This window comes from Lacticaseibacillus styriensis, assembly GCF_030770295.1.
Taxonomy (GTDB): domain Bacteria; phylum Bacillota; class Bacilli; order Lactobacillales; family Lactobacillaceae; genus Lacticaseibacillus; species Lacticaseibacillus casei.
Genome location: NZ_CP132483.1, coordinates 726,796 through 750,861 on the forward strand (window position 1 = coordinate 726,796; position 24,066 = coordinate 750,861).

Annotated in this window: 23 protein-coding genes; 21 read left to right on the plus strand and 2 right to left on the minus strand. The window is 48.5% G+C overall.

The genetic code is table 11. From position 1 onward, the window contains the following. Window positions 1–50: 50 nt before the first annotated feature. From LACSTY_RS03350 to dltD, 18 genes are all read left to right on the plus strand, one after another. Entirely contained in the window at window positions 51–1,364 is a 1,314-nt protein-coding gene (locus LACSTY_RS03350) for a DRTGG domain-containing protein (protein ID WP_087911720.1), read from the plus strand. Window positions 1,365–1,370: 6 nt separating this feature from the next. Continuing rightward, window positions 1,371–2,327 carry a DHH family phosphoesterase gene (locus LACSTY_RS03355; protein WP_010493715.1) on the plus strand — a complete coding sequence of 319 codons (957 nt, stop codon included), beginning with the start codon at window positions 1,371–1,373 and terminating at the stop codon, window positions 2,325–2,327. Between the two features lie 5 nt (window positions 2,328–2,332). Continuing rightward, window positions 2,333–3,679 (plus strand): DEAD/DEAH box helicase, encoded by a 1,347-nt coding sequence (locus LACSTY_RS03360; RefSeq protein ID WP_087911721.1) that lies wholly within the window; start codon window positions 2,333–2,335, stop codon window positions 3,677–3,679. 4 nt (window positions 3,680–3,683) lie between these two features. Continuing rightward, window positions 3,684–4,619 carry a hypothetical protein gene (locus LACSTY_RS03365; protein WP_087911722.1) on the plus strand — a complete coding sequence of 312 codons (936 nt, stop codon included), beginning with the start codon at window positions 3,684–3,686 and terminating at the stop codon, window positions 4,617–4,619. A 415-nt stretch (window positions 4,620–5,034) separates the two neighbouring features. Beyond that, the gene (gene alaS / locus LACSTY_RS03370) at window positions 5,035–7,680 is read left to right on the plus strand and encodes an alanine--tRNA ligase (RefSeq protein ID WP_087913231.1); all 2,646 of its coding nucleotides are present in this window, start codon (window positions 5,035–5,037) and stop codon (window positions 7,678–7,680) included. A gap of 206 nt (window positions 7,681–7,886) precedes the next feature. Continuing rightward, complete coding sequence (locus LACSTY_RS03375; RefSeq protein ID WP_087911723.1) at window positions 7,887–8,978, plus strand: hypothetical protein; 1,092 nt, start codon at window positions 7,887–7,889, stop codon at window positions 8,976–8,978. A gap of 104 nt (window positions 8,979–9,082) precedes the next feature. Further along, entirely contained in the window at window positions 9,083–9,343 is a 261-nt protein-coding gene (locus tag LACSTY_RS03380; protein WP_003564007.1) for an IreB family regulatory phosphoprotein, read from the plus strand. Beyond that, the gene (gene ruvX, locus LACSTY_RS03385; protein WP_025012321.1) at window positions 9,343–9,777 is read left to right on the plus strand and encodes a Holliday junction resolvase RuvX; all 435 of its coding nucleotides are present in this window, start codon (window positions 9,343–9,345) and stop codon (window positions 9,775–9,777) included. Before LACSTY_RS03380 ends, ruvX begins: the two co-directional genes overlap by 1 nt. Window positions 9,778–9,825: 48 nt before the next feature. Beyond that, window positions 9,826–10,146, plus strand: coding sequence for a DUF1292 domain-containing protein (locus LACSTY_RS03390; protein ID WP_010493750.1), 321 nt, complete (start codon window positions 9,826–9,828; stop codon window positions 10,144–10,146). A 487-nt stretch (window positions 10,147–10,633) separates the two neighbouring features. Then, a complete protein-coding gene (locus tag LACSTY_RS03395) occupies window positions 10,634–10,879 on the plus strand; it encodes a cell division protein ZapA (protein WP_087911724.1) in 246 nt (81 codons plus the stop codon). Window positions 10,880–10,891: 12 nt separating this feature from the next. Further along, a complete protein-coding gene (locus LACSTY_RS03400) occupies window positions 10,892–11,425 on the plus strand; it encodes a CvpA family protein (RefSeq protein WP_087911725.1) in 534 nt (177 codons plus the stop codon). 65 nt (window positions 11,426–11,490) lie between these two features. Beyond that, window positions 11,491–13,851, plus strand: coding sequence for an endonuclease MutS2 (locus LACSTY_RS03405; protein WP_087911726.1), 2,361 nt, complete (start codon window positions 11,491–11,493; stop codon window positions 13,849–13,851). Between the two features lie 66 nt (window positions 13,852–13,917). Continuing rightward, the gene (gene trxA, locus LACSTY_RS03410; protein WP_010493758.1) at window positions 13,918–14,229 is read left to right on the plus strand and encodes a thioredoxin; all 312 of its coding nucleotides are present in this window, start codon (window positions 13,918–13,920) and stop codon (window positions 14,227–14,229) included. 519 nt (window positions 14,230–14,748) lie between these two features. Further along, window positions 14,749–14,898 (plus strand): teichoic acid D-Ala incorporation-associated protein DltX, encoded by a 150-nt coding sequence (locus LACSTY_RS03415; protein ID WP_005714493.1) that lies wholly within the window; start codon window positions 14,749–14,751, stop codon window positions 14,896–14,898. 17 nt (window positions 14,899–14,915) lie between these two features. Then, on the plus strand, window positions 14,916–16,436 hold the full coding sequence (gene dltA, locus LACSTY_RS03420; RefSeq protein ID WP_049171138.1) for a D-alanine--poly(phosphoribitol) ligase subunit DltA: 1,521 nt from the start codon (window positions 14,916–14,918) through the stop codon (window positions 16,434–16,436). Continuing rightward, window positions 16,436–17,653 carry a D-alanyl-lipoteichoic acid biosynthesis protein DltB gene (dltB, locus tag LACSTY_RS03425; RefSeq protein ID WP_087911727.1) on the plus strand — a complete coding sequence of 406 codons (1,218 nt, stop codon included), beginning with the start codon at window positions 16,436–16,438 and terminating at the stop codon, window positions 17,651–17,653. The genes dltA and dltB overlap by 1 nt, the downstream gene beginning before the upstream one ends. 67 nt (window positions 17,654–17,720) lie before the next feature. Further along, window positions 17,721–17,966 carry a D-alanine--poly(phosphoribitol) ligase subunit 2 gene (gene dltC, locus LACSTY_RS03430; RefSeq protein WP_010493765.1) on the plus strand — a complete coding sequence of 82 codons (246 nt, stop codon included), beginning with the start codon at window positions 17,721–17,723 and terminating at the stop codon, window positions 17,964–17,966. Beyond that, a complete protein-coding gene (gene dltD, locus LACSTY_RS03435; RefSeq protein ID WP_087911728.1) occupies window positions 17,963–19,234 on the plus strand; it encodes a D-alanyl-lipoteichoic acid biosynthesis protein DltD in 1,272 nt (423 codons plus the stop codon). Before dltC ends, dltD begins: the two co-directional genes overlap by 4 nt. A gap of 146 nt (window positions 19,235–19,380) precedes the next feature. Here the strand turns inward: dltD and LACSTY_RS03440 are convergent, their stop codons facing one another. After that, entirely contained in the window at window positions 19,381–19,863 is a 483-nt protein-coding gene (locus LACSTY_RS03440; protein WP_010493769.1) for a DUF2507 domain-containing protein, read from the minus strand. A gap of 325 nt (window positions 19,864–20,188) precedes the next feature. Here LACSTY_RS03440 and racE point away from each other — a divergent pair, with 325 nt between their 5' ends. Then, window positions 20,189–21,643 (plus strand): glutamate racemase, encoded by a 1,455-nt coding sequence (racE, locus tag LACSTY_RS03445; RefSeq protein WP_087911729.1) that lies wholly within the window; start codon window positions 20,189–20,191, stop codon window positions 21,641–21,643. Beyond that, entirely contained in the window at window positions 21,640–22,158 is a 519-nt protein-coding gene (locus tag LACSTY_RS03450) for a metallophosphoesterase (RefSeq protein ID WP_087911730.1), read from the plus strand. Before racE ends, LACSTY_RS03450 begins: the two co-directional genes overlap by 4 nt. Window positions 22,159–22,236: 78 nt before the next feature. On the opposite strand, the gene LACSTY_RS03455 is transcribed toward LACSTY_RS03450, so the two are convergent. Next, complete coding sequence (locus tag LACSTY_RS03455) at window positions 22,237–22,968, minus strand: MIP/aquaporin family protein (RefSeq protein WP_010493778.1); 732 nt, start codon at window positions 22,966–22,968, stop codon at window positions 22,237–22,239. 561 nt (window positions 22,969–23,529) lie between these two features. On the opposite strand from LACSTY_RS03455, the gene cbpB reads away from it, so the two are divergent. Beyond that, window positions 23,530–24,015 (plus strand): cyclic-di-AMP-binding protein CbpB, encoded by a 486-nt coding sequence (gene cbpB, locus LACSTY_RS03460; protein WP_010493780.1) that lies wholly within the window; start codon window positions 23,530–23,532, stop codon window positions 24,013–24,015. The last annotated feature ends 51 nt before the right edge of the window (window positions 24,016–24,066 follow it).

The following is a 24,066-nucleotide window of genomic DNA, read 5'->3' on the forward strand; positions in this document are numbered from 1 at the left end:
TACAGCCAAAGCTATGGTATACTAACGATAGATTGCAATGAGGTGATGGTATGGCAACAAAGCATGAGCAGATTCTGGATTATATTGCGAATTTAGCGGTCGGCAAGAAAATCTCGGTTCGATCAATTGCTAAACATTTGAAGGTCAGTGAAGGTACTGCCTATCGGGCGATTAAGGAAGCTGAGAATACCGGTTTCGTTTCCACAATTGCCCGGGTCGGAACGATACGAATCGAGCAAAAACCGTTAAATCCAATTGAATCCGTCACGTTTAAGACGTTAGTTGATTTGATTGATGCTAACGTCTTAGGCGGTCATGCCGGCATGGATAAGAAGCTCGATAAATTCGTGATTGGTGCGATGACGCCGGCTGCCATGCGGCCATATATTACGCGTAATTCATTGCTGATTGTCGGAAATCGTGAAGACGTTCAGCGCCTGGCACTTGAAGACGGTGCCGCAGTGTTAATCACTGGGGGATTTGAAACCAGTCCGGCGATTATTGCTTTAGCAGATGATCAGCAGCTACCAGTGCTGCAGACCGCTTATGACACTTTTACCGTGGCGACAATGATTAATCGGGCTTTGTCCGATCAAGCGATTAAGCAGGATATTTTAACGGTTGCCGCGATTTATACGCCACTTTCCCAGATTGAAACAATCGGCGTCGAAGCAACAGTGGGCGATTATCTGGCCATGACGGATCCGCATTATCCGTTACCGGTCATCACCCGCAACGGTCGCCTGGTTGGATTGATGCGTCCGACATTGGCAGCTGGCAAAAAGCCAACCGTGCCGATCGAGCGGTTAATGCAAAAAGATCCGCAAACCGTAAAACCGTATTTGAGTGTTACCACCGTCGGACACACGATGCAGGATAATGGCATGAATGCGATGCCGGTGGTCGATGACAGTTGGAATCTACTCGGAATCGTGACGCGCAATGCAGTCTTTTCCAGTTTGACCGGGATTGCGCATAGTCGGGAATTGTCCAATACCATTGCGGATCAAGTCAGTGCCCAATTGACGGCGATCACGCCGCAAAAGCCGTACGGTGGCGGGTTTGAACTCAAAACGGTGCCAGCGATGACCAATGCGTTGGGGACGATGAGTTTTGGGGTCCTTGCTGAAGCCATCAATAGCTGCACCACAAGGTATCTCCACGCTAGCGGGCGGCGAAATGTGTTGGTTGAAGGTGTGAATCTGACCACTTTCCGCCCTGTACAACTGGAAAGCATTGTGACCGTTTTGCTACGCGTACTTGAACTGACACGTCATGATGCCACCGTCGATGTCGACGTCCTCAGCGATGGGGTTCAGGTGGCTAAGGCGGTTGTGACCTGTCAGTTACTAGAAAGGAATTGATCAAACATGATTCAAACCGATATTATCAACGCCATTAAGGCCAATAATCCCATTATTATTCACCGGCACGTGAACCCGGATCCGGATGCATTGGGATCCCAAGTTGGCTTGGCCGAAGCCATTCGCGCGGGTTTTCCGGACAAACAGGTTTATCAAGTCGGCAGCGATACCGGAAACTTAAGCTGGTTGGCGCAGGAACAAACCATCAGCGATGAGGTTTATAAAGACGCGCTAGTGATTGTGACCGACACAGCTGACACCCCGCGGATTTCGGATACGCGCTTTAATCAAGGAAAAATGCTGATTAAAATCGACCATCACCCTAATGATGATGCATACGGCGATCTTACCTGGGTCGATAACGATGCTAGTTCGGCATCCGAGCTGATTTACGATCTTATTGCGGCCAGTGATGGCACGTTAAAATTATCGGATCAAGCGGCAAGGATGCTTTATGCCGGCATTGTCGGTGATACCGGTCGCTTTCTTTTTAATAATACGACGCCGCATACGTTGCAGGTAGCCGCCGAGCTTATTAAAAAGGATTTTGACCCGACCGCGATTAACAATCGGATGAACACAGTCACGTTGGCGCAAGCCCGACTGCAAGGGTATGTGATTGACCATTTGAAGATCAGTCCGGCCGGGGCAGCGAGCGTTACCGTGCCACGTACTGCCATTGAGGATCTGAAATTAGCAGACGATCAGGTAAGTGCCGTGGTCGGAACACCTGGCCGACTCGACATTGTTGTCGCCTGGGCCGAATTTATCGAACAGGCAGAAGGCGGGTACCGAGTTCATTTACGTTCTAAGGGGCCCATTATCAATACACTCGCAAAAGCGCACAATGGCGGAGGGCATCCCTTGGCCAGCGGTGCCAAAGCCGCTAATTTTGACGAAGTGATTCAAATCGAAACGCAACTTGATCAATTGGTCAAAGACTATTCAACTTCAGGAAAGTAGGCATTATGGAGAATCAATTTAAACAATACCAAATCAAGCCGTTCGTGATCGCCGGCCTTGATGCTATGGGGATCACGCAACCGACGCCGATTCAAAAAAAGGTGATTCCGGCCTTATTGCGCGGGGAGAATCTTGTGGGTCAGAGTCAGACAGGCAGCGGGAAAACCCACGCTTTTTTGGTACCGTTGCTTAGCATGGTCGATCCTGAACAGGATGCAACTCAGGTGGTCATCACGGCACCGTCCCGCGAGCTGGCCAATCAGATTTATGCGGTTGCCCAACAACTGACCCAAACGGAGCCAGCGATTCGGATCAGTCGGTTAGTCGGCGGGATGGATAAGCAAAAGCAGATTGACAAACTGCAGCATCATCAGCCACATGTAGCCATTGGCACACCGGGGCGGATTCTAGATATGATAAAACGTTATGATTTAGTGCCGGCTTCGGTTCGGCATTTTGTCGTTGATGAAGCCGATATGACGTTGGACATGGGTTTTCTGGAGACTGTCGATGCGATTGCGTCCAGTTTTCCGGAGAATTTGCAGATGGCTGTTTTTTCCGCCACCATTCCGCAAAAGCTCGAGCCGTTCCTGCGTAAATACATGCATCATCCCACGATGATTGAACTCAAACCACAGTCTGTCATCGCCGATACCGTTGAAAATATTCTGATTGCTGCTAAAGGACAGGATAAAAACGAACTGATTTATCAGCTTGTCACGATGGGTCATCCGTTTCTGGTGTTAATTTTCGCCAATACCAAAACCAGTGTGGATGCGATTCATGATTACCTGAAACATCAAGGGTTGAAAGTTGCCAAGATTCATGGCGGCATCCAACCGCGTGAACGTCGGCGCATTATGAAAGAAGTGGCCGATCTTAAATATCAATACGTAGTTGCAACCGATTTGGCTGCGCGTGGCATTGATATTAAAGGGGTTTCGATGGTGATTAATGCCGAGATTCCGCGAGACCTGGAGTTCTTTATTCATCGAGTAGGGCGGACTGGACGAAACGGCATGGCCGGGACAGCGATCACGCTTTACGAACCGGGACAAGAAGATCAGGTTGCCGAGTTAGAGCATATGGGCATCAAGTTTGCGCCTAAGACCCTTCACAAAGGCGAATTGGTCGACACGTATGACCGAAATCGGCGCGTTCACCGTAAGCCTAAGCAGGAAGAAACGAGTCTGGCGATGCGCGGCTTAGTCAAAAAAGCCAAGCAAAAGCATATGCCAAACTATCGTAAGAAGATTCGCACTGCTGCCTTATTGGAACGCAAACGGAATGCCAAAGTTGCCCGTCGCCAAGCCTTATTAGCCGAAAAACGTAAAAACCGCAAACGAGGATAAAAATATGGCCGTAAACGAGTTGACGCTGCCGACATGGAATACCCTGAATGAAAAACGGCAGCGCTTTATTTTTCAACAGCTGACTCGCTATTTTTTAAGTCCATTGCTGACAGTTGACGCGATTCGTCCGGTGACCGCTACGTTTTACGGTCAGACACTTCACACTTTTGAAGCGATGATCGGTGGTGAGTGGGTGCGGTTGGTTCCAGGGATGACGAATGTCAGTCTGGGATTCGCGATGAATCATCAAGAAGAGTTGGCACCTTACCTGGCGCAAAGCGATTTGACCCTGGCTGACATTCAACAGCTGCTTTCGCCGGTTAGAAAAACCGATATGCCTCCTATGTTGGTCGCAACAAGGGCAACGCCAGCCAATGAGGAGATTTTGGGACGGGTTAGTTTGACCACCCGAATTTTCAAGGGCAACCATATGGCATATGCGGCAATCCGTGCGCAAGTATTGGCATTACTAGATCGCCATGGCAGCCTTGATCCGTTTTCGCAAACCGGCTGGCCGGCTACCCTGACAAGCGGCAGCGTCAAATTGCGATTGGCCAGTGCCCATCATTATCAGGTCAGTATCGTTAAATCGTGGCGAAAAGCTGATTTGAGCAAGTCATTGAGCTATTTTGGCTTCCGTCTGCCAACTCAGGATCAATATGAATATCTGCAAAGTGGCGGTAACCCTAGCCTGTTTTCATTCGGCAATACGCTGCCGCTGGAAATGCCGCGGTATTTGCCTAATCGATTTGGCCTGACCATTCCGGTTAAACGAACCGGTAGCGAACTGATTATCGAAGACTTGCAAAAAAGCACGGCATTAACGGCCCATCCGACAGCCAAAGAAGCGTTGGCACTGTCGCCGTTTTATCAGGTGTCAGGAGAGGCAGACATGACATCCGCGGTTTATCGGCGGGTTGCAACGATCACGGTGAATTAGCCGCCAAGCCTTCATGTCCCTTAACAAAGTGAGTTGACCCAACTTTTCAGAAAAGCTATAATGGGGACTCGTTAGGATATGCGTCGACCCCTGTGTGAGACAGAAACAACCGCATTAGTTGAGAACGGTTGCGCCAGGCTAAGATGTGCTCCCTGATATCAGTTGAACGAATATTAATGAAGTGGTAATGAGTCGCATCATTGCAACCAAGGTGGTACCGCGTGTAAGCGCCCTTGGCAGCAATGGTGCTTTTTGTGTTAACGGGCTTACTAGTCAGTCACATTAACGCGTTCACCTGCCCAGAAACCTGCGTGTAAGGACCTCGGTCGCAATGGCAAGGACCGCCATCACGCCCAAGGCCACTTACACTCCGGTTTCTAAACAGGCTGGTTCACGCTCAGAGGAGGAAAAATTAGTGAAGAAGATGTCAAGTGGCGAAATTCGCCAAATGTTTCTGGATTTTTTTAAGAGTAAAGGTCATGCCGTTGAACCAAGTGCTTCGTTGATTCCGGTCGACGATCCGACTTTGTTATGGATCAATTCCGGTGTTGCGACGCTGAAGAAGTATTTTGATGGCTCGGTCGTACCGGACAATCCGCGGATCACCAATGCCCAAAAGTCGATTCGAACCAACGATATTGAAAATGTCGGGAAAACCGCGCGGCATTTAACCTTTTTTGAAATGCTAGGCAATTTTTCGGTTGGTGATTATTTCAAAAAAGAAGTGATTCCGTGGGCGTGGGAATTACTGACGAGTCCTAAATGGTTTGGATTCGATCCTAAACGTCTGTATGTGACGGTTTATCCAAAAGATAAGGTAACTAAAGAACTATGGCGCAAGGTCGGGGTTCCTGACGATCACATCGTTGAAGCGGAAGATAATTTCTGGGATATTGGCGAAGGCCCATCCGGTCCCGATTCTGAAATTTTTTACGACCGCGGCCAATCGTTCAACAATGTCGCTGAAGATGATCCGGAGAACTATCCCGGTGGTGAAAACTCGCGGTATGTTGAAATCTGGAATATTGTCTTTTCAGAACTGAATCATTTACCAGACGGGCGCTTTGTCGAACAGCCGCATAAAAATATTGATACCGGCATGGGGCTGGAACGTTTGGTTGCTGTCATTCAAGGGACGCCAACGATTTTTGAGACTGACCTGTTCATGCCGATTATCAAGGCAACTGAAAAGATGAGTGCCGGAAAGAAATACGGTGCCAACGCGCAGGATGATGTTTCATTTAAAATCATTGCGGATCATGCCCGGACGGTGACATTTGCCATTGGTGATGGCGCCTTGCCAAGTAACGAAGGTCGCGGTTACGTCTTGCGGCGGCTGATCCGGCGTGCGGTTCTGAATGGCAAAAAGCTAGGCATCGATCACGATTTTCTGTATCAGTTGGTACCGGTTGTCGGCGAAATCATGAAGAGCTATTACCCACAGATTCTGGCTAACCAACCATTTATCCAAAAGGTGATCAAATCCGAGGAAACACGATTCCGTCAGACGTTGGATGCCGGTGTCAATCTGTTGAATCAGATCATTGCCGAATTAAAGAAAACCGGCAAGAAAGAAATTTCCGGCGCTGATGCCTTTAAGTTGTTCGACACGTATGGTTTCCCGGTTGAAATGACAAACGAGTATGCACAGGATGAAGGCTTGCAAGTCGATATGGCCGGCTTCAAAAAGAACATGGCCGCGCAACGTGATCGGGCCCGTAAAGCGCGCGGCGATCGCCAGTCGATGGGCAGTCAGGATACTGTCTTAATGAACATCACGACACCAAGCAAGTTTACCGGCTGGACCGAGCTGGATCATAAGCATGCGACCTTGCAGGATATTATTGTTGACGATCAGTTGCAGAATGATGTTAGCGATGGCACGGCGCAGTTGATTTTTGACGAAACCCCGTTTTATGCGGAAATGGGCGGCCAGGTAGCCGATCACGGACAAATTAAGGCGCAAGACGGCACGGTATTGGCAGAAGTGACCGATGTCCAACACGCACCCAATGGCCAGAATCTGCATACGGTGACGGTTAACGGTAAGTTGGAAAAAGGCCAAGCATACTGGCTGAGTGTTGATCGGCTGCGGCGGAAGAAAGTATCGCTTAACCATACGGCGACTCATTTGCTTGATCAGGCACTGCGCGACGTTTTGGGCGAGCACACTCACCAAGCAGGTTCATTAGTCGAACCGGACTACTTGCGATTTGATTTTACGAACTTTGGACAGGTAACGCCGAAACAACTCCGTGAAGTCGAAACGATTGTTAACCAGAAAATCTGGGATGCTTTGCCGATTACCTGGAAAGAGATGCCAATCGAAGAGGCCAAGAAACTTGGCGCGATTGCTATGTTTGGGGACAAATACGGCGATGTCGTGCGGATTGTGTCGATTGGCGATTATAACAAGGAATTTGACGGCGGCACGCACCCAACCAATACCAATGCATTAGGATTATTCAAGATCACCAGTGAATCCGGTATCGGTGCCGGTATTCGCCGGGTTGAAGCTGTGACATCTAAAGAAGCTTACGAATATCTGACGCAACAACAGGATTGGCTAAGAGAAACCGCAGATCATCTGAAAATTGATCAGGTGAAAAACGTGCCAAGCAAGGTTGCCCAACTGCAGGCTGATCTTAAAACCGAGCAGAAAACAGTGGATGGGTTGCAGGCAAAACTTGCTGCCCAAGCTGCAGCTGGTATTTTTGACCATGCCGAAACGGTTGGCGACTTCAAGATCATTACCAAACAGGTTCAAGTTGCCGGGATGAACGAGTTGCGACAATTGGCTGATGAATGGAAAACCAAGAACGCTTCGGATGTGCTGGTGCTGGGAACGGAAGCCAATGGCAAGGCAAACTTGCTGGTAGCAGCCAATGCAACCGCGAATAAAGCCGGCATCAAAGCAGGTGACCTGATCAAAGCCATCGCGCCAAAAGTTGGCGGTGGCGGCGGCGGTCGTCCGGACATGGCTCAGGCAGGCGGCAAGAATCCGGCCGGTATTGCAGCAGCCTTAAGCGAAGCCAAGCAGGTTATTGGCCAACAAGCTTAGTAAACTGAAGCCGTTTTACTGGTAATCATGGTCAGCTTCAGTGCCTAAATTGATCCTCTTGAATGCCATTTAAATAGTTGTACCGTGCGTCAGAATTCGCTAACAGTTATTTTGTTAGTCGAATCCTGACGCATTTTATTTTTGGCGTTATGAGCGCGATGATTCATGGTAGAATGAAGAAAACGATTCCATTGGGGGTGAGTAGCATGAGAGCGTTGCGGTTGGCCTTAACCGATTTCTTGGGGACGCGGGAGGTTTATCAAGTCGTCTGTCGCGATAACCTGGTTAACATAGATTATATTGTTGATCCGACAACGCTGGAAGGAGCGGCCGAGAATGAATTGACAGGAGCGGATGCTGCGGCGTTTATTGCCAAACTATCCGCGCTCGACTTCAATGCCTGGCGCAAACCGTCAGCTGAAAAGTCACCGATGCTGGCTGACACGCGCTGGGAATTGACGATCACTGACGATGGTGGTCAGAAGGATCGCTACGAAGGCGGTCAGCCACTTCCTGAAAATTTTGAAACCTTGCTTAGTTTATTGAAGTATGCCGTTACCGTTCCCGGCGGTCATTTTTTGCCGCCTACAGCGTGGCAGATGGATTATGTCCGTTTTGGCACCATCCAGTTGCCGAAGTTCGATGGACCGGGCCGCTTTTTAAATCGGCAATTACGTTATCGGCGAACGTACCTGATTGATGCGTTGAATAATCAAGTGGTTCTGAAAACTGCCTACGCCGAGCCGCTTTCCGATCATGATGTTGTCTATCATGACCCTGAGCTGGTAGCATCCTTAGCTAAAAAGGTGACCGATGCTGTGGCTGGTTTAGGCGATTTAACCGCCATCACTGTCGATCCTGCTCAGCGGCCGCGAGCGATTCTGGTATTGACGGTAAAGTATCCGCACGGCGAGCCAACGCAACTTCAAGTGAATGCTGAAACCGACTTGAAGATGAAGAAGTTATGGCAGACAGTCACTGCGGCCATTCAGAATTTTCGGCGGATCGGTGAACGACGTGATCTGCAGGAAGCTTATCAACTCGGTCCGCAGTTGATGCATTACATTAAAGTCAACTTCCGGCAAGGGTCCAAGGATTATTTGTATAAAACCGATTTGCCTGGACTGCAGGAAGGCGACGTGGTCATCGTTCCGGTGGGAAATGAAGGGCGTACGCTGCATGGTGAGGTTGTCGATGCGCAGGTTATGCCGCCGATTCATTTTCCAGTGCATCCTGATAAGATTAAACAGGTGATCGGCTTGGCTGATTGGGATGACGAGGATGATGATTGGGTGTAACAGACGCTTTCATTGACTTTTTACTTACTTTTGCTCAGGAATTGTACATTTGCCTGGCTTTCAAGTAAAATGGTCTGTGAAGCGGATAGAATAGAGGTGTAAGAATGAGCACATTAGATCAAACCGTTCACTTTGATTTTCGAGATAACAATCCGAAAAATGTTCACGAAACGTTGGAAACTGTGTATAAGGCGCTTGAGGAAAAAGGCTATAACCCGATCAACCAGATAGTGGGGTATCTGATTTCTGGGGATCCAGCCTATATTCCTCGGTACAATGATGCGCGTAACCTGATCCGGAAACATGAGCGCGACGAGATCATTGAAGAGCTTGTTCGAAACTATCTTGGCAAGGAGCAAGCTTAATGCGCTTAATGGGGTTGGACGTCGGTTCTCGGACTGTCGGGGTAGCGATCAGTGATCCTTTAGGCTGGACGGCACAAGGTCTGGAGATTATTCGGATCAATGAAGATAAACAACAGTTTGGGATTACACGCCTCAAAGAGTTGGTCAAGCAATATGAGGTGACCGCCTTTGTTTTGGGTTTACCCAAAAATATGAACAATTCAATTGGACCACGCGCAGAAAAGTCACAGGCTTATGGTGATTTACTTAAAGAGACGTTTGGTTTGCCAGTTGACTTTATTGATGAGCGGCTTACAACCGTTGAGGCTTCGCGGATGCTGATTGAAGAAGCAGACGCCAGCCGTAAGCGGCAAAAACAGGTTATCGATAAAGTGGCTGCCCAGATGATCCTGCAAAATTATCTGGATGCAAAAGGTCCCTTGACGAAGCAATAATCATGGCAGGTGGCAACACAGGTTCCGCCTGTATTTAAGGAGGGCAAGATGGCGAATAACGAACATGTAACGCCCGGAGATGACAATCAGCAGATTACGCTGATCGATGAAAAGGGCAACGAAGAGCTCTATCAGGTTTTATTCACGTTTGATTCCGAAGATTACGGCAAAAGCTACGTGCTTTTATATCCTGCCAGCGAAAGCGATAATCAGGAAGTTGAAATCCAGGCTTTCTCATTCACGCCGGATGCAAACGGGGATGCCAGCTCGGGAGATCTTTTTCCTATCGAAGACGATGAGGAATGGGATATGGTCGAAGAAGTCCTAAACACCTTCTTGGCCGATGACGATTCAAATCTACAAGATTAACCAAGTCATCCCCCTAGCAGGCCACCGGAATTGGTGGTCTGCTTTTTGTGTGAGCGCGAGCCGGCGCGGTTAGGAGCCGGAGTGTAAGTGGCCTTGGGCGTGATGGCCCGGGCTTGGCCATTGCGACCGAGGTCCTTACATGCAGGCTCCTGCGCCAGTGAACGCGTTATGGAGAGCTGAAGTGAATCGAAGCATCAATATCCTTGAGATTAAATGGCTGGGCTTTGGCCATTTAATCTCAAGGTCCTTATGTGCAGGTTTCTGCGTCGGGGAGCGCGTTATGGAGTAAGGACGTATGTTTTCGAGGCGGTCTTTGCCATTGCGACCAAGTTCCTTACATGGAGGTTTCTGCGCTGGGGGAGCGTGTTATGGCAACCGAGCACATTTCGAGCAGATAACTCCCAATTTCAGTCGCATTTACCCGCACCTGCTCGCGACCGGTTAACTATGGTAAAATACACCTTAAAAGAGTGGAGGCATTCGCGTCATGACTGAGGAGAAGCGCCGCTTTAAAGCCATTATTGGCGGTAAAGCGTATACGATTATCGGACCCGGATCCGAGCAACACTTTTTGACCGTGACGAAGCTGCTGAACGAACGGCTGGATCAAGTTAAAACACTTGCACCTGATCTGACCGCCGAAGAGCAGGCCGTTTTAGTTGCCTTCAATGCTGTTTCTGATCAGGTTAAACTGTTAGCGGCCCAACAGGATGAGCCGGATCAAAAGGCATAGTGGGGGAACGACTTGATTTCGATTGCGATTATTTTAGTGTTGGCATATTTTTATTACAGTGGGGCACGTCGCGGGGCTGCGTTGCAGTGGCTACACGTGGGCGGATATGCCCTGAGTTTTTTGGCGGCAACTGCCTTGGCCCAGCCATTAGGGGAACACTTCACGTTATTAATTCCTTATCCGTCGGCGACTAACGCCGGTCAATTTGCGTTTTATTCCGATAAAATCGGTTTGACATTAGATACCGCGTTTTATCGCGGCTTTGCTTTTTTACTGGTACTGACGATCGGCTGGTTAATGACTCGAATTATCTCGTTGTGGTTCCATGGTTTGACTTATAAGGCAATGGGTCACCGCAAAAGTGCTGTCATTGGCGGCATTGCCAATTTGGTAATCGGGTATATTTTTTTGTTTCTCATTTTGGCGCTGCTGGCTTTGATTCCGATTGCCGGGATTCAGCAGGGCCTCGACCATTCAATTGTTGCCAAAGTCATGATTAAATATTCACCGGGGTTAACACAATTTGTGAATGCCCTTTGGTTGTGAACACAGTGACGCTCAAGGACGGAGAACGGATGTCTTTGGGCGCTTCGTGGTTATAGGAGCAGAACATGAATAAAAAGATTTTAAAAACACTTGAATACGACAAGATTCAGCAAGCACTGTTGCGTCAAGTCGTAACGGCGAAAGGACGGCAGCTGGTCCAGAATATGGTGCCGTTAACGGATCCGGTGGCCGTACAACGGGCGCTGGATGAAACCGCTGACGGGGCCTCAGCATTGCGGCTCAAAGGCGGCATTCCGGTTCCCCAGCTGGAAAATATTGATCCGGCATTAAAGCGCGTCGATATCGGGGCCGTTTTGAATGGCCAGGAGTTGGCCAGCATCAGTCGGGTGTTGCAAACAGTGAGTGCCATCGATAAATTTTTGACTGATTTACAGGATCAGATTGACTTTCGGCAGTTATATACGTTGCAAGAGGAACTAACAGCATTGCCGCAATTATCTCGGCGTTTGAAGACTGCCGTTGATCCAGATGGCACTTTAACTGATGAAGCCAGTCCCGAGCTGCACGGGATTCGTGAGCAAATTAAACGTATTGAAAGCGATATTCGTAACAAAATGTCTGAATATACGCGTGGCGCCCAGTCAAAATATTTGAGTGATCCAATTGTAACGATTCGTGACGATCGCTATGTCATCCCGGTGAAAGCAGCGTATCGCAGCAAATTCGGTGGGGTCGTTCACGATCAAAGTGCCACGGGGCAAACCCTTTTTGTTGAACCACAAGCTATCGTCGCGTTGAATAACCGTCTGCGTGAGGCACAGATGGCAGAAACAGCCGAAATCAATCGGGTGTTGGCTGAGCTATCAAATGAGTTGGCACCCTATACAGGGCAGATCAAAGCCAATGCGGCGGTTTTGGGCCATTTTGACTTTATTAACGCTAAAGCCAAGTTGGCTAAGGACCAAAAGGCAACCGAACCACTTGTTTCATCCGATAATGATGTCCTGTTGCGGCAGGCACGCCATCCGTTAATTGACCGGCATCAGGTGGTTGGTAATGACATCCCACTGGGAGCAGATTATCAGGCAATGGTGATCACAGGCCCCAACACCGGTGGGAAAACGATCACCTTAAAAACGTTAGGCTTATTGCAGCTCATGGGTCAATCCGGCCTGTTTATTCCGGCTGACGATGAAAGCCGCATCGGCATTTTTGATGAGGTTTTTGCCGACATTGGCGATGAGCAGTCGATTGAGCAGAATCTGTCCACTTTTTCGGCCCATATGGATAATATCGTGCACATTCTTAAACAGCTTTCTCACAATAGTCTGGTGCTGTTTGATGAATTGGGCGCAGGCACGGATCCACAGGAAGGTGCGGCGCTGGCGATTGCGATTTTGGATGCGGTCGGCGAAATTGGTGCCTATGTTGTGGCCACGACGCATTACCCGGAACTGAAATTGTACGGCTACAACACCCCCAAAACCATCAACGCGTCGATGGAGTTCGACAGCAAAACGCTGCAGCCAACCTATCGCCTGTTGGTCGGTGTTCCCGGTCGATCAAACGCCTTCGATATTTCGATGCGATTAGGTCTACCGCAGCCGATTGTCGATCGGGCCAAGTCGATGATTAGCTCTGACAGTCACGAACTCAACAATATGATCAGCGATTTGGAAAGGCAACATAAGGCAGCAGAAAATGCGCGGGCAGCCGCGCAACGGCAACTGGCGGATGCCCAAGCGCTTCACGACGAATTGGCTGACGCGTATAAGACATTTACCACCGAACGGGACGCTCAGCTGCAACAGGCGAAGGAAAAAGCCAATGCCATGGTTGACAAGGCGCAGGTAAAAGCGGATAAAATTATTAAGCAGCTGCGGCAAATGCAGCTGACCAATCCGGGATCCGTCAAAGAAAATCAATTGATTGCGGCCAAAACCGCTCTGAAGCGTCTGCACCAAGACGAGCCACTACAAAAAAATCGGGTGCTTCGGCGTGAACGGGAAAAGCAGGCCTTGCATGTCGGCGATGAGGTGAAGGTCGCCAGTTATGACCAGACCGGCACTTTATTAGAACAATTCGACAAGGATCATTGGCAGGTTCAGATGGGCATTTTGAAAATGAAGGTGCCGACGTCAGAACTGGAAAAAGTCAAACCAACCAAACAGGCCTCCGTCCAGCGGCCAGTGGTCAAAGTTAGTGGCGGTGGCATGAGCGGCCCGTCCACCACGTTGGATTTGCGCGGTGAACGTTATGAGCAGGCGATGGCCGATCTGGATCAATATATCGATGCAGCACTGTTGGCAGGCTATCCGTCCGTGACGATCATTCATGGTTTGGGCACCGGCGCGATTCGCAATGGTGTGACCCAATATCTGAAGCGTCATCGGCAAGTGAAAAGCTTTGGGTTTGCCCCGCAGAATGCTGGTGGATCCGGGGCAACGATTGTTAATTTCAAGTAGCTGGTAGTATTTTACCAGTGAATGTGCTATGATTTAGTTACAAAAAGTAAGAGGAGGAATCCGTTCATGGTTCAAGCAGTTACAGATTCAAACTACAAGACGGAGACCGACACCGGCGTCACCCTAACCGATTTTTGGGCGACTTGGTGCGGCCCTTGTCGCATGCAGAGCCCGGTGATTGAAAAATTAGCCGAGAGTCGCGATGATGTTAAATTTGTTAAAATGGATGTCGACGCCAACCCGGAGACACCAAAATCATTTGGCATTATGGCGATCCCGACGCTTGTCATCAAGAAAGATGGCAAGGTTGTCGAGAAGCTGGTTGGCTATCAAACCAAAGATCAGCTCGATGCAACACTAAACAAGTACACCGCTTAATTGAAGCAAAAGGACCAACATTCTGGTCGGAGGCTGCAGTCTGAATAAGGCTGTAGCCTTTTTTAGAAGTGTCAAATAAGACGCGTAACTTTTTAGCACACAAGCAGGTTTGTGCGAAAGTTAGGCGTCTTTTCTTTTTCATAACCAGATTGGCAAGACTTGAAAATTTGGGGTTAAAGCAAATACCGTTCACTGTGGATATAAAAAACATGATAAAAAGACGAATCTTAATCCAAACCGAGGAAAATCAGTGGGATTTTTCAGATGTAATCGCTATATTAGGGTTATTTCATCGTGGTGGTTTAGCCTGGGAAACGACTTGTATTGAACACGCATAAACGCGTCCGACGTTGGTATAACAGGAACTTTGAGATGTTAAACAATTGTTTGGGTTGAAGCCCGGCAGATAGTTGTCTGGTTCACATTACGAAACTGTTAGGTGATTGTTACGCTTTTCGTTGGCGAGGCGTTTTCTGTAAAACTATAATAGACGTGTAATTAAGAACGTGGGGTGACAAGATGTTCGCAAAATTAAAAGCGGTGTGGGAAAATCCCACATTTCGGTTCATCTTTTGGACCGTCACGTATTTCGTGATTCTGCTGGTTCTGGTTTATCTATACGGATACAGTGGCATCAATAACAGTAAATTCATCTATAACGAGTTCTAAAAAGGGGGAAAACCGAGATGATCGATAATGTCATCACAGCGATTGATCGGGTCGCCGCAGAGCATCCAACGCGCGTGGCTTATGATTATGAAGGTAAACAGTACACATACGCGCAGTTAAAAGACGGCAGTGATCGCTTGGCCGGTTTCTTTGCGGAAACCTTGCCAGATGGTCAGCCGATCATTGTGTATGGCGGACAAACCTTTGATATGGTTGAGGTTTTCCTTGGGCTTTCAAAATCAGGGCATGCCTACATTCCGATCGATACGCACAGTCCGAATGAACGGATCACGCAGGTCCAGGATGTTGCCCATGCACCGGCCGTCATTGAAGTCGCACCGCTGCCGATTACGGTTCCAGACGTCCAGATTATTAAGGCACCGGAACTCCATGACGCCGAAAAGACGCATGAACCGATTCGTTCCTTGCAACATGCCGTCACCGGAGACGATAACTACTACATCATTTTCACGAGCGGCACAACCGGCAAACCAAAAGGCGTTCAGATCAGCCACGAGAATCTGTTGAGCTATGTTAATTGGAATATCTCCGATTTTGGCCTCCAGGAAGGCGTCGTTTCGATGTCCCAACCGCCGTATTCGTTTGACTTAAGTGTCATGGATCTATATCCAACGTTGGTACTCGGCGGCACGTTAAAAGCTTTGCCAAAAGAAGTGACTGACAACTTCAAAGACTTATTTGCAACGCTGCCAAAACTCGGTCTGAATGAATGGGTTTCAACCCCGTCATTTGTTGAGATTGCCTTGCTGGATCCGAACTTTAAACAGGAAAACTATCCGAACCTGACGCATTTTCTATTCTGCGGTGAGGAACTTGTCAATAAGACCGCACAGGAGCTGATTACGCGCTTCCCGAAAGCAACGGTCTATAACACTTATGGTCCGACAGAAGCAACGGTTGCCGTGACCGGTATGGCGATCACGCAGGAAATTGTCGATCAATATCCGCGGTTGCCAATTGGATATGCCAAGCCTGACACCGACATTTTCATTGTTGATGAGCAAGGCAATCAAGTGCCGCCTGATACGGAAGGCGAGTTAATGATTGTCGGACCAAGTGTTTCTAAGGGTTATCTCAATAATCCGGATAAAACCGCAAAAGCTTTCTTTAAAGTTGGCAGTAAGCGGGGTTATCGGTCCGGTGACTTAGCAACAATGACGGCAGATGGCATGATCTTTTATCGTGGTCGTACCGATTTTCAAGTCAAACTGCACGGGTACCGCATTGAGCTGGAAGATGTTGACCATAACCTGAATCAGGTTTCGTATATCAAACAGGCGTCAACGGTGCCGCGCTACGATAAGGATCATAAAGTAGCACAATTAATCGCCTTTGCGGTTGCCAAGCCTAACGACTTCGATAGTGATATGAAGTTAACGCAGGCGGTCAAAGCCGAACTGGGCAAGATGGTGATGGAATATATGATTCCGCAACGCATTATCTATCGGGATCAATTACCATTGACAGCGAATGGCAAGGTTGATCGCAAAGCACTGATTGCAGAGGTAAATCATTAATGCTGAATTTACAACCTTATGAAAATCCACAGTATTTTCTCTATTTGATCATCGCCTTGCTGCCGGTCATCATCGGGATGTTTAAGGGCTTCAGGATGCATTGGTATGAAAGCATCTTTTCACTGGTGTTCCTGGTTCTGATTTTTGACGCTGACAAGTGGCCACAGGGTAAGGCACTGTTGGGATATGTTGTCTTCAACCTGTTGCTGGTATATGCCTACTTCAAGTATCGCACGCGAGAAGGGTCGAAAAACTCGACGGCCGTGTTTTATCTCAGTGTTGCGTTAGGCATTGCCCAGCTAGCGGTTGTCAAGTTTACCCCGTTGTTCCAACATCACGGCTCGATTCTGGGTTTTCTGGGAATTAGTTATCTGACCTTCCGTGTCGTCGGAACGATCATGGAAATCCGGGATGGCTCGATCAAAGACCTGAATATGTGGAAGTTTGTCCAATTTCTATTGTTCTTCCCAACGATCTCAAGCGGCCCGATTGACCGTTATCGCCGCTTCGTTAAAGATTATGATCGGGTCCCTGATCCTGAACATTATGCCCAGCTAGTCACAAAAGCGATGCATTATTTGATGCTCGGGTTCCTTTACAAGTTCATTTTGGGTTACATCTTTGGAACGCTGTGGCTACCTTCCGTCGAGCATATGGCGATGGCAAGTCGCGGTGGGGCATTCTTGGGACTCAGTTGGCCAGTTGTCGGCGTCATGTACGCTTATTCCGGGTATTTGTTCTTCGACTTTGCCGGTTACAGTTTGTTCGCAGTAGCCATTTCGTATCTGATGGGCATCGAGACGCCAATGAACTTCAACAAGCCGTGGATGTCTTATAACATTAAGGATTTCTGGAATCGTTGGCACATGAGTCTGAGCTTCTGGTTCCGTGACTACATTTACATGCGGTTCGTGTTCTTCGTGATGAAACATAAGTGGCTGAAGTCACGCGTTTCGACGGCGTTTGTCGGTTATCTGGTGTTATTCCTGATCATGGGTATTTGGCATGGTGAACACTGGTATTACATCGTTTACGGGTTATTCCACGCCATGCTCATCAATTTGACCGATGCTTGGCTGCGCTTTAAGAAGAAGCACAAAGACGTCTTCCCGCACAATAAGGCAACGCATTACTTTGCTATTTTCATGACAGCAAATGCAGTCTGCCTTTCGTTCTTGATTTTTTCCGGGTTCTTGGACACACTGTGGTTCCATTAAAAATGTTGTGGTAAATGGCCGGTCGTTCAATGACCGACTGGAGTTGAAAAGAAAGAGGTAGTTGATAATGGCAGACGAATCAATTAAAAATGGTGTTTTGGATATTTTGGCTGATTTAACCGGTTCTGACGATGTGAAAAAGGATTTGGATATGAACTTGTTTGAAACCGGGCTGTTGGATTCAATGGGAACCGTACAGCTGCTGTTGGAACTGCAAAGCCAGTATGGTGTGAACGCACCGGTTTCGGAATTTGATCGTAAGGAATGGGATACCCCTAATAAAATCATTGCAAAGGTCGAACAAGCACAATGAAAAAACCGATCGGGAAGATCCTTTGGCGCGGACTTGGCCCGCTGCTGATCGCTGTGATCCTGGTCGCCGCCTTGATGCTCGTGCCATTTAAGTTTGGCAGCAGCAGCCAAGCGACGATCAGGCAGGCAGCCAGTTCAATGTCGGCCAACGTGCTTAAAGGCGAAAATATTAAAAATGAAGCCATGGCCGAGAACTATGTCCCGTTCATTGGGTCATCCGAATTGTCGCGGATGGATGCTTTGCACCCTTCCGTATTGGCGCAAAAGTATCATCGCAGCTATCGTCCGTTTTTGATGGGGATGGCCGGTACTCAATCGCTGACACATTTCCTGTCGGTCAACGCGTTGACGCATGTGAATGGGAAAAAGGCTGTCATGGTGCTGTCGCCGCAATGGTTTGTTCCTGGCGGTGTGCGCAAGGCGCAGTTTGACTTCTTCTTTTCACCGGCGCAACTGACAACTTTCCTGCTGCATGCGAATCCGAATTCAGAAGCAGATCGCTATGCAGCGCGCCGACTATTACAATTTCCTTCGACTAACTCGGATCGGATGTCCAATGGTGCGTTGAAGAACATCGCTGCCGGACAGAAGCTGTCGGATGCCCAGTATTGGTATTTGAAGCAAGTTAAAAGTCCGATGGCTGATCATCAGGATGCTTTGTTCTCGCAGTTGTTTTTAAATAATAATCAGCCGAAGTTGGACAAAGCGGCTAAACAGCTGCCTGCCAAGTATGATGCTGATGACTTAGACGGCGTGGCGACACAGATAGGCATGAAGGAAACAACGAACAATCCTTTCGGGCTCAAGAATGACTTTTATTCGAAAAGAGTCAAAAAGAATTTGCCTAAGCTGGAGGGGTCACAGGCACACTGGAGTTACGTAAAATCGCCGGAGTATTCAGATCTGCAACTGGTATTGAATACATTTGCGAAGAAGCATATGGAAGTATTGTTTGTCATTCCGCCAATCAATGCCAAGTGGGCAGCGTATACCGGCTTGGATATGAACATGATCCAAGATACCGTGACGAAGTTGAATTATCAGCTGAAAACACAAGGCTTTAATCATGTCCTGGACTTAAGCCAAGATGGTGCGCAACCGTACTTCATGGAAGATACGATTCATATTGGCTGGCGCGGCTGGCTTAAAATGGACCAGACAGTTCGGCCGTTCCTTAAAACGAATAAGGCAACTGGAGTTCATTACAAACTTAACGACCAGTTTTACACGAAGAGTTGGCAACAGCGGTCAGCCAATGGCCTAGACTGAGGTTCTGAAAATAGTGATAGTTAATATTCGTGCCTGACAAAAAGCGGCCCCGAAGACGAATGGCGTCTTCGGGGCCGCTTTTGCATGATTGCGTCTAATTCAAGTTGTTCGGTCATCCTTAAGTTGATGGTCGACCTGAAGGGGAGTTACTGATCATCGGGCGCCAGATCAATGAGATGATCGGCAGTAGGTTGCGAATCTTGATTGTCCATGACAACGGTTAGGACAACGTTTTGGTCACGCCGTTGAATCGCACTGCCGCCTTCAACGGCAAAGCCCAAGACCTGTTGCAATGATTGGGCTAAAAACCCGGCTTCAAGTTGAAAGTCTGGGTCATCGTATGTACGAATACGGGTTGCCACGACGTCTCCAGCCAGCAAATATTGGCGCTCCTGGCGCTTTTGTTTGAGCGGCGTTAATGTACCGAAACCAACCTGGGTAAAGAGTTGCGGCAAGGCGGTTTCATCGACCGGTAATTTGGTTGCCAAATCGCGTCCTGACCAATATAGGATATGGTGCTGTTCTTCACCAAGCATGTTCGGCAGCATCAAATCGCGCATTGCCGTTACTGCAAAGAATGAGACCGAGCCGGGAAGGTTCAGCAGGGTGGTATAATCAGATTTTGCCATGTTGTGCCTCCTGTTTCTATTCGTCTAGTATAGCCGAAAAACGGGTTTAAAAACATGCTTTTCTGAACGCTTGCTTTTTTTAAGAATTAAACTCACAATGAAGTTTCAGAGTTTTATCGCGACAGTGAGCTGGCAAATGGTTTGAGAAGATGAATAGGCGCTTGAATCATGCCGTTAACGCTAGTCGCAGCGGATAAGGATCAGGTGCCGTCGGGATTTTTCAGTTGTATGTCACGTTGCCTCGGTACAGTGCAACGCTAACGTGACAGCGATCGTTAACCAACGGCTTTATCTTAATATAGAAGTTTCAAAGGAGAACCTCATAATGAACAAGCAACCAATCGGATTTATTGACTCAGGTGTCGGCGGCTTGACCGTTGTGAAAGAAGCCTTGCATCAGCTACCAGCCGAAAACACGGTTTATCTGGGCGACCAGGCGCGTTTGCCATATGGACCGCGCCCGGCTGAACAGGTTCAAGCGTTTACCTGGCAGATGGTCAACTTTTTACTCACCAAGCACATTAAAATGCTGGTCATTGCGTGCAATACAGCAACAGCGGCGGCGTTACCTTTGATTAAAGCCAAATTATCGATTCCGGTCATCGGGGTCATCAAGCCAGGCAGTCGTGCGGCCTTAAAAGCAACGCGCACCGGCCATATCGGCATTATCGCGACAGAAGGGACGGTTAAAAGTGGTGCCTATACCCAGGCTTTGCGGACGAAGGCGCCTGACATTCGCTTAACCAGTCTAGCGGCACCCAAGTTCGTGTCATTGGTCGAAAGTAACGAGGCGCATTCGCCAATCGCCAAGCGGGTGGTGGCGGATACTTTGCAGCCGCTTTTGCACACGGACATTGATACGTTGGTGCTCGGGTGCACGCATTACCCGATTTTACGGCCGATTATTCAAAACGTGATGGGTAGCGGCGTCACCTTAATTGACTCAGGTGCAGAAACCGTTAATGATGTTTCGATGCTGCTGGACTATTTTGATTTGGCCAATGACAGCCATGAAACGCCGACGCACGCTTATTATACGACAGGAGCCCCTTCCATGTTTGATGAACTGGGCGAGTCCTGGCTCGAGCTGAAAGCGCCCATGCATGCCCAGCATGTTAACATTGAATCAGAGCCGACCCACTTTGTCGACATGGCAGGCATGCCGAATGGTAAAACCATCGTGGTCGCCAGCAAAAATCCCGGTAAAGTAAAAGAATTTAAGGCGATGTTTGAGCCCGCTGGCGTCACGGTTAAAAGTCTGGCTGATTTTCCCAGCGTCCCGACTGTCGACGAGACTGGCACGACTTTTGAAGAAAATGCGCGGCAAAAAGCCGACCAGTACGCCAAAGATCTCCAGTTACCGGTGATTGCCGATGATTCTGGCTTGATGGTCGATGCGCTTGATGGTCAACCGAGCATACGTTCAGCTCGTTATGCCGGTAATGGGCATAACGATGCGGCAAACAATGCCAAACTTTTGGCGAACTTAGCTGATGTTCCTGACGATGCGCGAACCGCCACGTTCCATACAACCTTGGTGCTGGCAAAACCGGATCATCCGGAAGCCGATCTGGTGGTTCATGGTGATCTTTCTGGACAAATCACGGCCATCCCGCGCGGAACTGACGGCTTTGGCTACGATCCATTTTTCTTGGTGCCATCACTAGGCAAAACGTTGGCAGAACTGACTGCCAAAGAAAAAAATCAGATCAGTCATCGGGGCAATGCCATGCGATCACTGGAGAAAGTCTGGCAGGCATGGTTGGAGGAAGAGATATGAAAATTCTGGCAGTAAGCGACACGCACGGCGATCGTGAAATTCTTGCGACAATCTTGAAACAGCAGCCGGATCTGGACGGTTATTTCTATGCTGGTGACTCGGAGTTACCTGCCGATGATTCGCTTTTTCAAACGTATCATGCAGTTGAAGGGAACATGGACTTTGATCCTAATTTTCCCATGAGTGTGACAACGACGGTTAAAGGTATCACGATTTTCATGACGCATGGTCATCGATTTGGCGTGAACTTTGGGTTGGACAAGCTCATGGCTGCTGGCGAAGCTGCCCATGCTCAGCTGGTTATTTTCGGGCATACGCATCAACTTGGCGTGGAAGAGCGCGCCGGTATGGTGATTTTGAATCCAGGTTCAATTAGTCAGCCCCGCGGTCAGTTTGCCAATTTAGGCGGTACTTACGCCACAGTTTCCTGGACAGAGGACAAAGTGCACGTTGACTTTTTGAAGCGGGACGGCAGCATCGTTGCGCCATTAAGCCGCGACTTTTTGCAGGCATGATTGGCATGTTTGAGATAATTAAAAATCGGTTCTAGCGGCAATTGCTAGAGCCGATTTTTTATGAGAATCAAACCGTTGTTACATGAAGAGCTGTTTGTAAGTGAAGACCGCGAGAATGGCTGCAACGATTGGCGCGATCACAGGCACCCAGGCGTATCCCCAGTCGGAACTGCCTTTGTGTTTTAATGGCAAAAGCGCGTGCAGAATTCGCGGGCCGAGATCACGGGCCGGGTTTAATGCCGGTCCGGTTGGGCCACCCAGTGATGCCACTAATGTCGCCACAAGGAAGCCTAAGCCCATGTGTGCCGTTCCAAGATTGTCTTGGAAGAACGGTGCTTTGGTAATACCAAGGGCGCCGATGAAAAGAATATACGAACCGATAAATTCGTTGACGAAACCGTTTAGTTTGCTCTTCGTCGCACTGATCGTACTAAATGTCCCAAGAATGTGTTGGGTATTGGTCGTGAGATCATAATGCGGTTTGTAAGCTGCAACGACAAACAGCTGTCCGACCATGGCACCGGCCATCTGGACCACAATATACGGCAACACTTCTGACCACGGGAACATGCCAGAGGCAGCTAAACCTAACGTAAATGCAGGATTGATGTGGTTACCGGAAATGGCGCCAAACATCATGGCAGGAATCATGACTCCGGCACCGTAGCCGACCGCAATCAGCAGCCAGTCTGAGCCATTTCCTTTGGTACCCTTCAAATCGACGTTGGCAACGGAGCCATTTCCTAACAAAACCATAATGGCAGTGCCAATAAATTCGGCGGCCAAACGCACGCCTAGATCATATGTCATTTTTACCCCTCCAAATGATTCGTTCATTGCTAGCATGTGCATGGTGCTTACTTTGATTTGCTTTGTTGCTTCGATAACGTGTTCTTCCGGCTTCTAACCGGGCTGGCTCACGCTCCACCATAACGCGTTCGCAGTCGCAGAAATCTGCGTGTAAGGACCTCGGTCGCAATGGCAAAGAGCGCCATCACGCCCAAGGCCACTTACACTCCGATTTCTAAGCGCTCCTGCTCACGCTCACCCATAACGCGTTCGCCAGCCCAGAAGCCTGCGTGTAAGGACCTCGATCGCAATGGCCAAAGCCCGGCCATTACGCCCGAGGCCACTTACACTCCGGCTTCTAAGCGGGCTGGCTCACGCTCACTAAAAAGTTGTCGTATTTCTTATGAATAACGGCGATAGAAATTCCTTGATGTCATTCATGGTAAAATAACCATATGGTGTTTCCGCCTTTTGACGGATGGCACCGGCATGGATAAGCGGTAAACTGAACCAATGAAGTTAACTAATCTAACTTTTTGATCGATGTACTTAAACCAAGAATGTTAAAAAGGAGCTACCCAAATGTTAAATCAAGCCATTGCCAATATGCTGATTGAAAATCGTCATCACTTTATGATTTCTGCAGATATGGTTGCGACGGTCTCCGAAGATAACCCATTAAGTCATGCGTTTCTTGTTCTTACCAAGGTACGCTATGCGAAAATTCCGGTTTTGGATCACGACTCGAAGTTTAAAGGGCTCATTTCACTGCCGATGATTACCGAAACGATGCTGGGTCTGGACCATATCAGTTTTCAGTCACTAGATACCATGACCGTCAAAGATGTCATGGAGACTGATGTGGCGACAATTAGTGACCCCTATGACTTGGAGAACGTTTTACATTTGCTTGTCGACAACCCGTTCATTCCGGTCGTTCAGGATGGATACTTCACTGGTATTGTGACCCGGCGTGAGGTGATGAAAGGCATCAACAATATTGGTCACAATATCGACAAGCATTTCCAGTTGGAACCTTTAGCGTCAGTCGTTGAAAAAGAATCTTAACCCCTTAAAAACCGACATACGGACAAACCTGTATGCTGGTTTTTTATTGGC

Coding starts and splice junctions, on each gene's coding strand:
- LACSTY_RS03450 (WP_087911730.1), top strand. CDS start 21,640: ATGAAAATTCTGGCAGTAAGCGACACGCACGGCGATCGTGAAATTCTT.
- LACSTY_RS03360 (WP_087911721.1), top strand. CDS start 2,333: ATGGAGAATCAATTTAAACAATACCAAATCAAGCCGTTCGTGATCGCC.
- LACSTY_RS03405 (WP_087911726.1), top strand. CDS start 11,491: ATGAATAAAAAGATTTTAAAAACACTTGAATACGACAAGATTCAGCAA.
- dltB (WP_087911727.1), top strand. CDS start 16,436: ATGCTGAATTTACAACCTTATGAAAATCCACAGTATTTTCTCTATTTG.
- LACSTY_RS03375 (WP_087911723.1), top strand. CDS start 7,887: ATGAGAGCGTTGCGGTTGGCCTTAACCGATTTCTTGGGGACGCGGGAG.
- LACSTY_RS03415 (WP_005714493.1), top strand. CDS start 14,749: ATGTTCGCAAAATTAAAAGCGGTGTGGGAAAATCCCACATTTCGGTTC.
- dltC (WP_010493765.1), top strand. CDS start 17,721: ATGGCAGACGAATCAATTAAAAATGGTGTTTTGGATATTTTGGCTGAT.
- LACSTY_RS03455 (WP_010493778.1), bottom strand. CDS start 22,968: ATGACATATGATCTAGGCGTGCGTTTGGCCGCCGAATTTATTGGCACT.
- dltA (WP_049171138.1), top strand. CDS start 14,916: ATGATCGATAATGTCATCACAGCGATTGATCGGGTCGCCGCAGAGCAT.
- ruvX (WP_025012321.1), top strand. CDS start 9,343: ATGCGCTTAATGGGGTTGGACGTCGGTTCTCGGACTGTCGGGGTAGCG.
- LACSTY_RS03395 (WP_087911724.1), top strand. CDS start 10,634: ATGACTGAGGAGAAGCGCCGCTTTAAAGCCATTATTGGCGGTAAAGCG.
- LACSTY_RS03380 (WP_003564007.1), top strand. CDS start 9,083: ATGAGCACATTAGATCAAACCGTTCACTTTGATTTTCGAGATAACAAT.
- LACSTY_RS03440 (WP_010493769.1), bottom strand. CDS start 19,863: ATGGCAAAATCTGATTATACCACCCTGCTGAACCTTCCCGGCTCGGTC.
- cbpB (WP_010493780.1), top strand. CDS start 23,530: ATGTTAAATCAAGCCATTGCCAATATGCTGATTGAAAATCGTCATCAC.
- LACSTY_RS03390 (WP_010493750.1), top strand. CDS start 9,826: ATGGCGAATAACGAACATGTAACGCCCGGAGATGACAATCAGCAGATT.
- trxA (WP_010493758.1), top strand. CDS start 13,918: ATGGTTCAAGCAGTTACAGATTCAAACTACAAGACGGAGACCGACACC.
- racE (WP_087911729.1), top strand. CDS start 20,189: ATGAACAAGCAACCAATCGGATTTATTGACTCAGGTGTCGGCGGCTTG.
- LACSTY_RS03350 (WP_087911720.1), top strand. CDS start 51: ATGGCAACAAAGCATGAGCAGATTCTGGATTATATTGCGAATTTAGCG.
- dltD (WP_087911728.1), top strand. CDS start 17,963: ATGAAAAAACCGATCGGGAAGATCCTTTGGCGCGGACTTGGCCCGCTG.
- LACSTY_RS03355 (WP_010493715.1), top strand. CDS start 1,371: ATGATTCAAACCGATATTATCAACGCCATTAAGGCCAATAATCCCATT.
- LACSTY_RS03365 (WP_087911722.1), top strand. CDS start 3,684: ATGGCCGTAAACGAGTTGACGCTGCCGACATGGAATACCCTGAATGAA.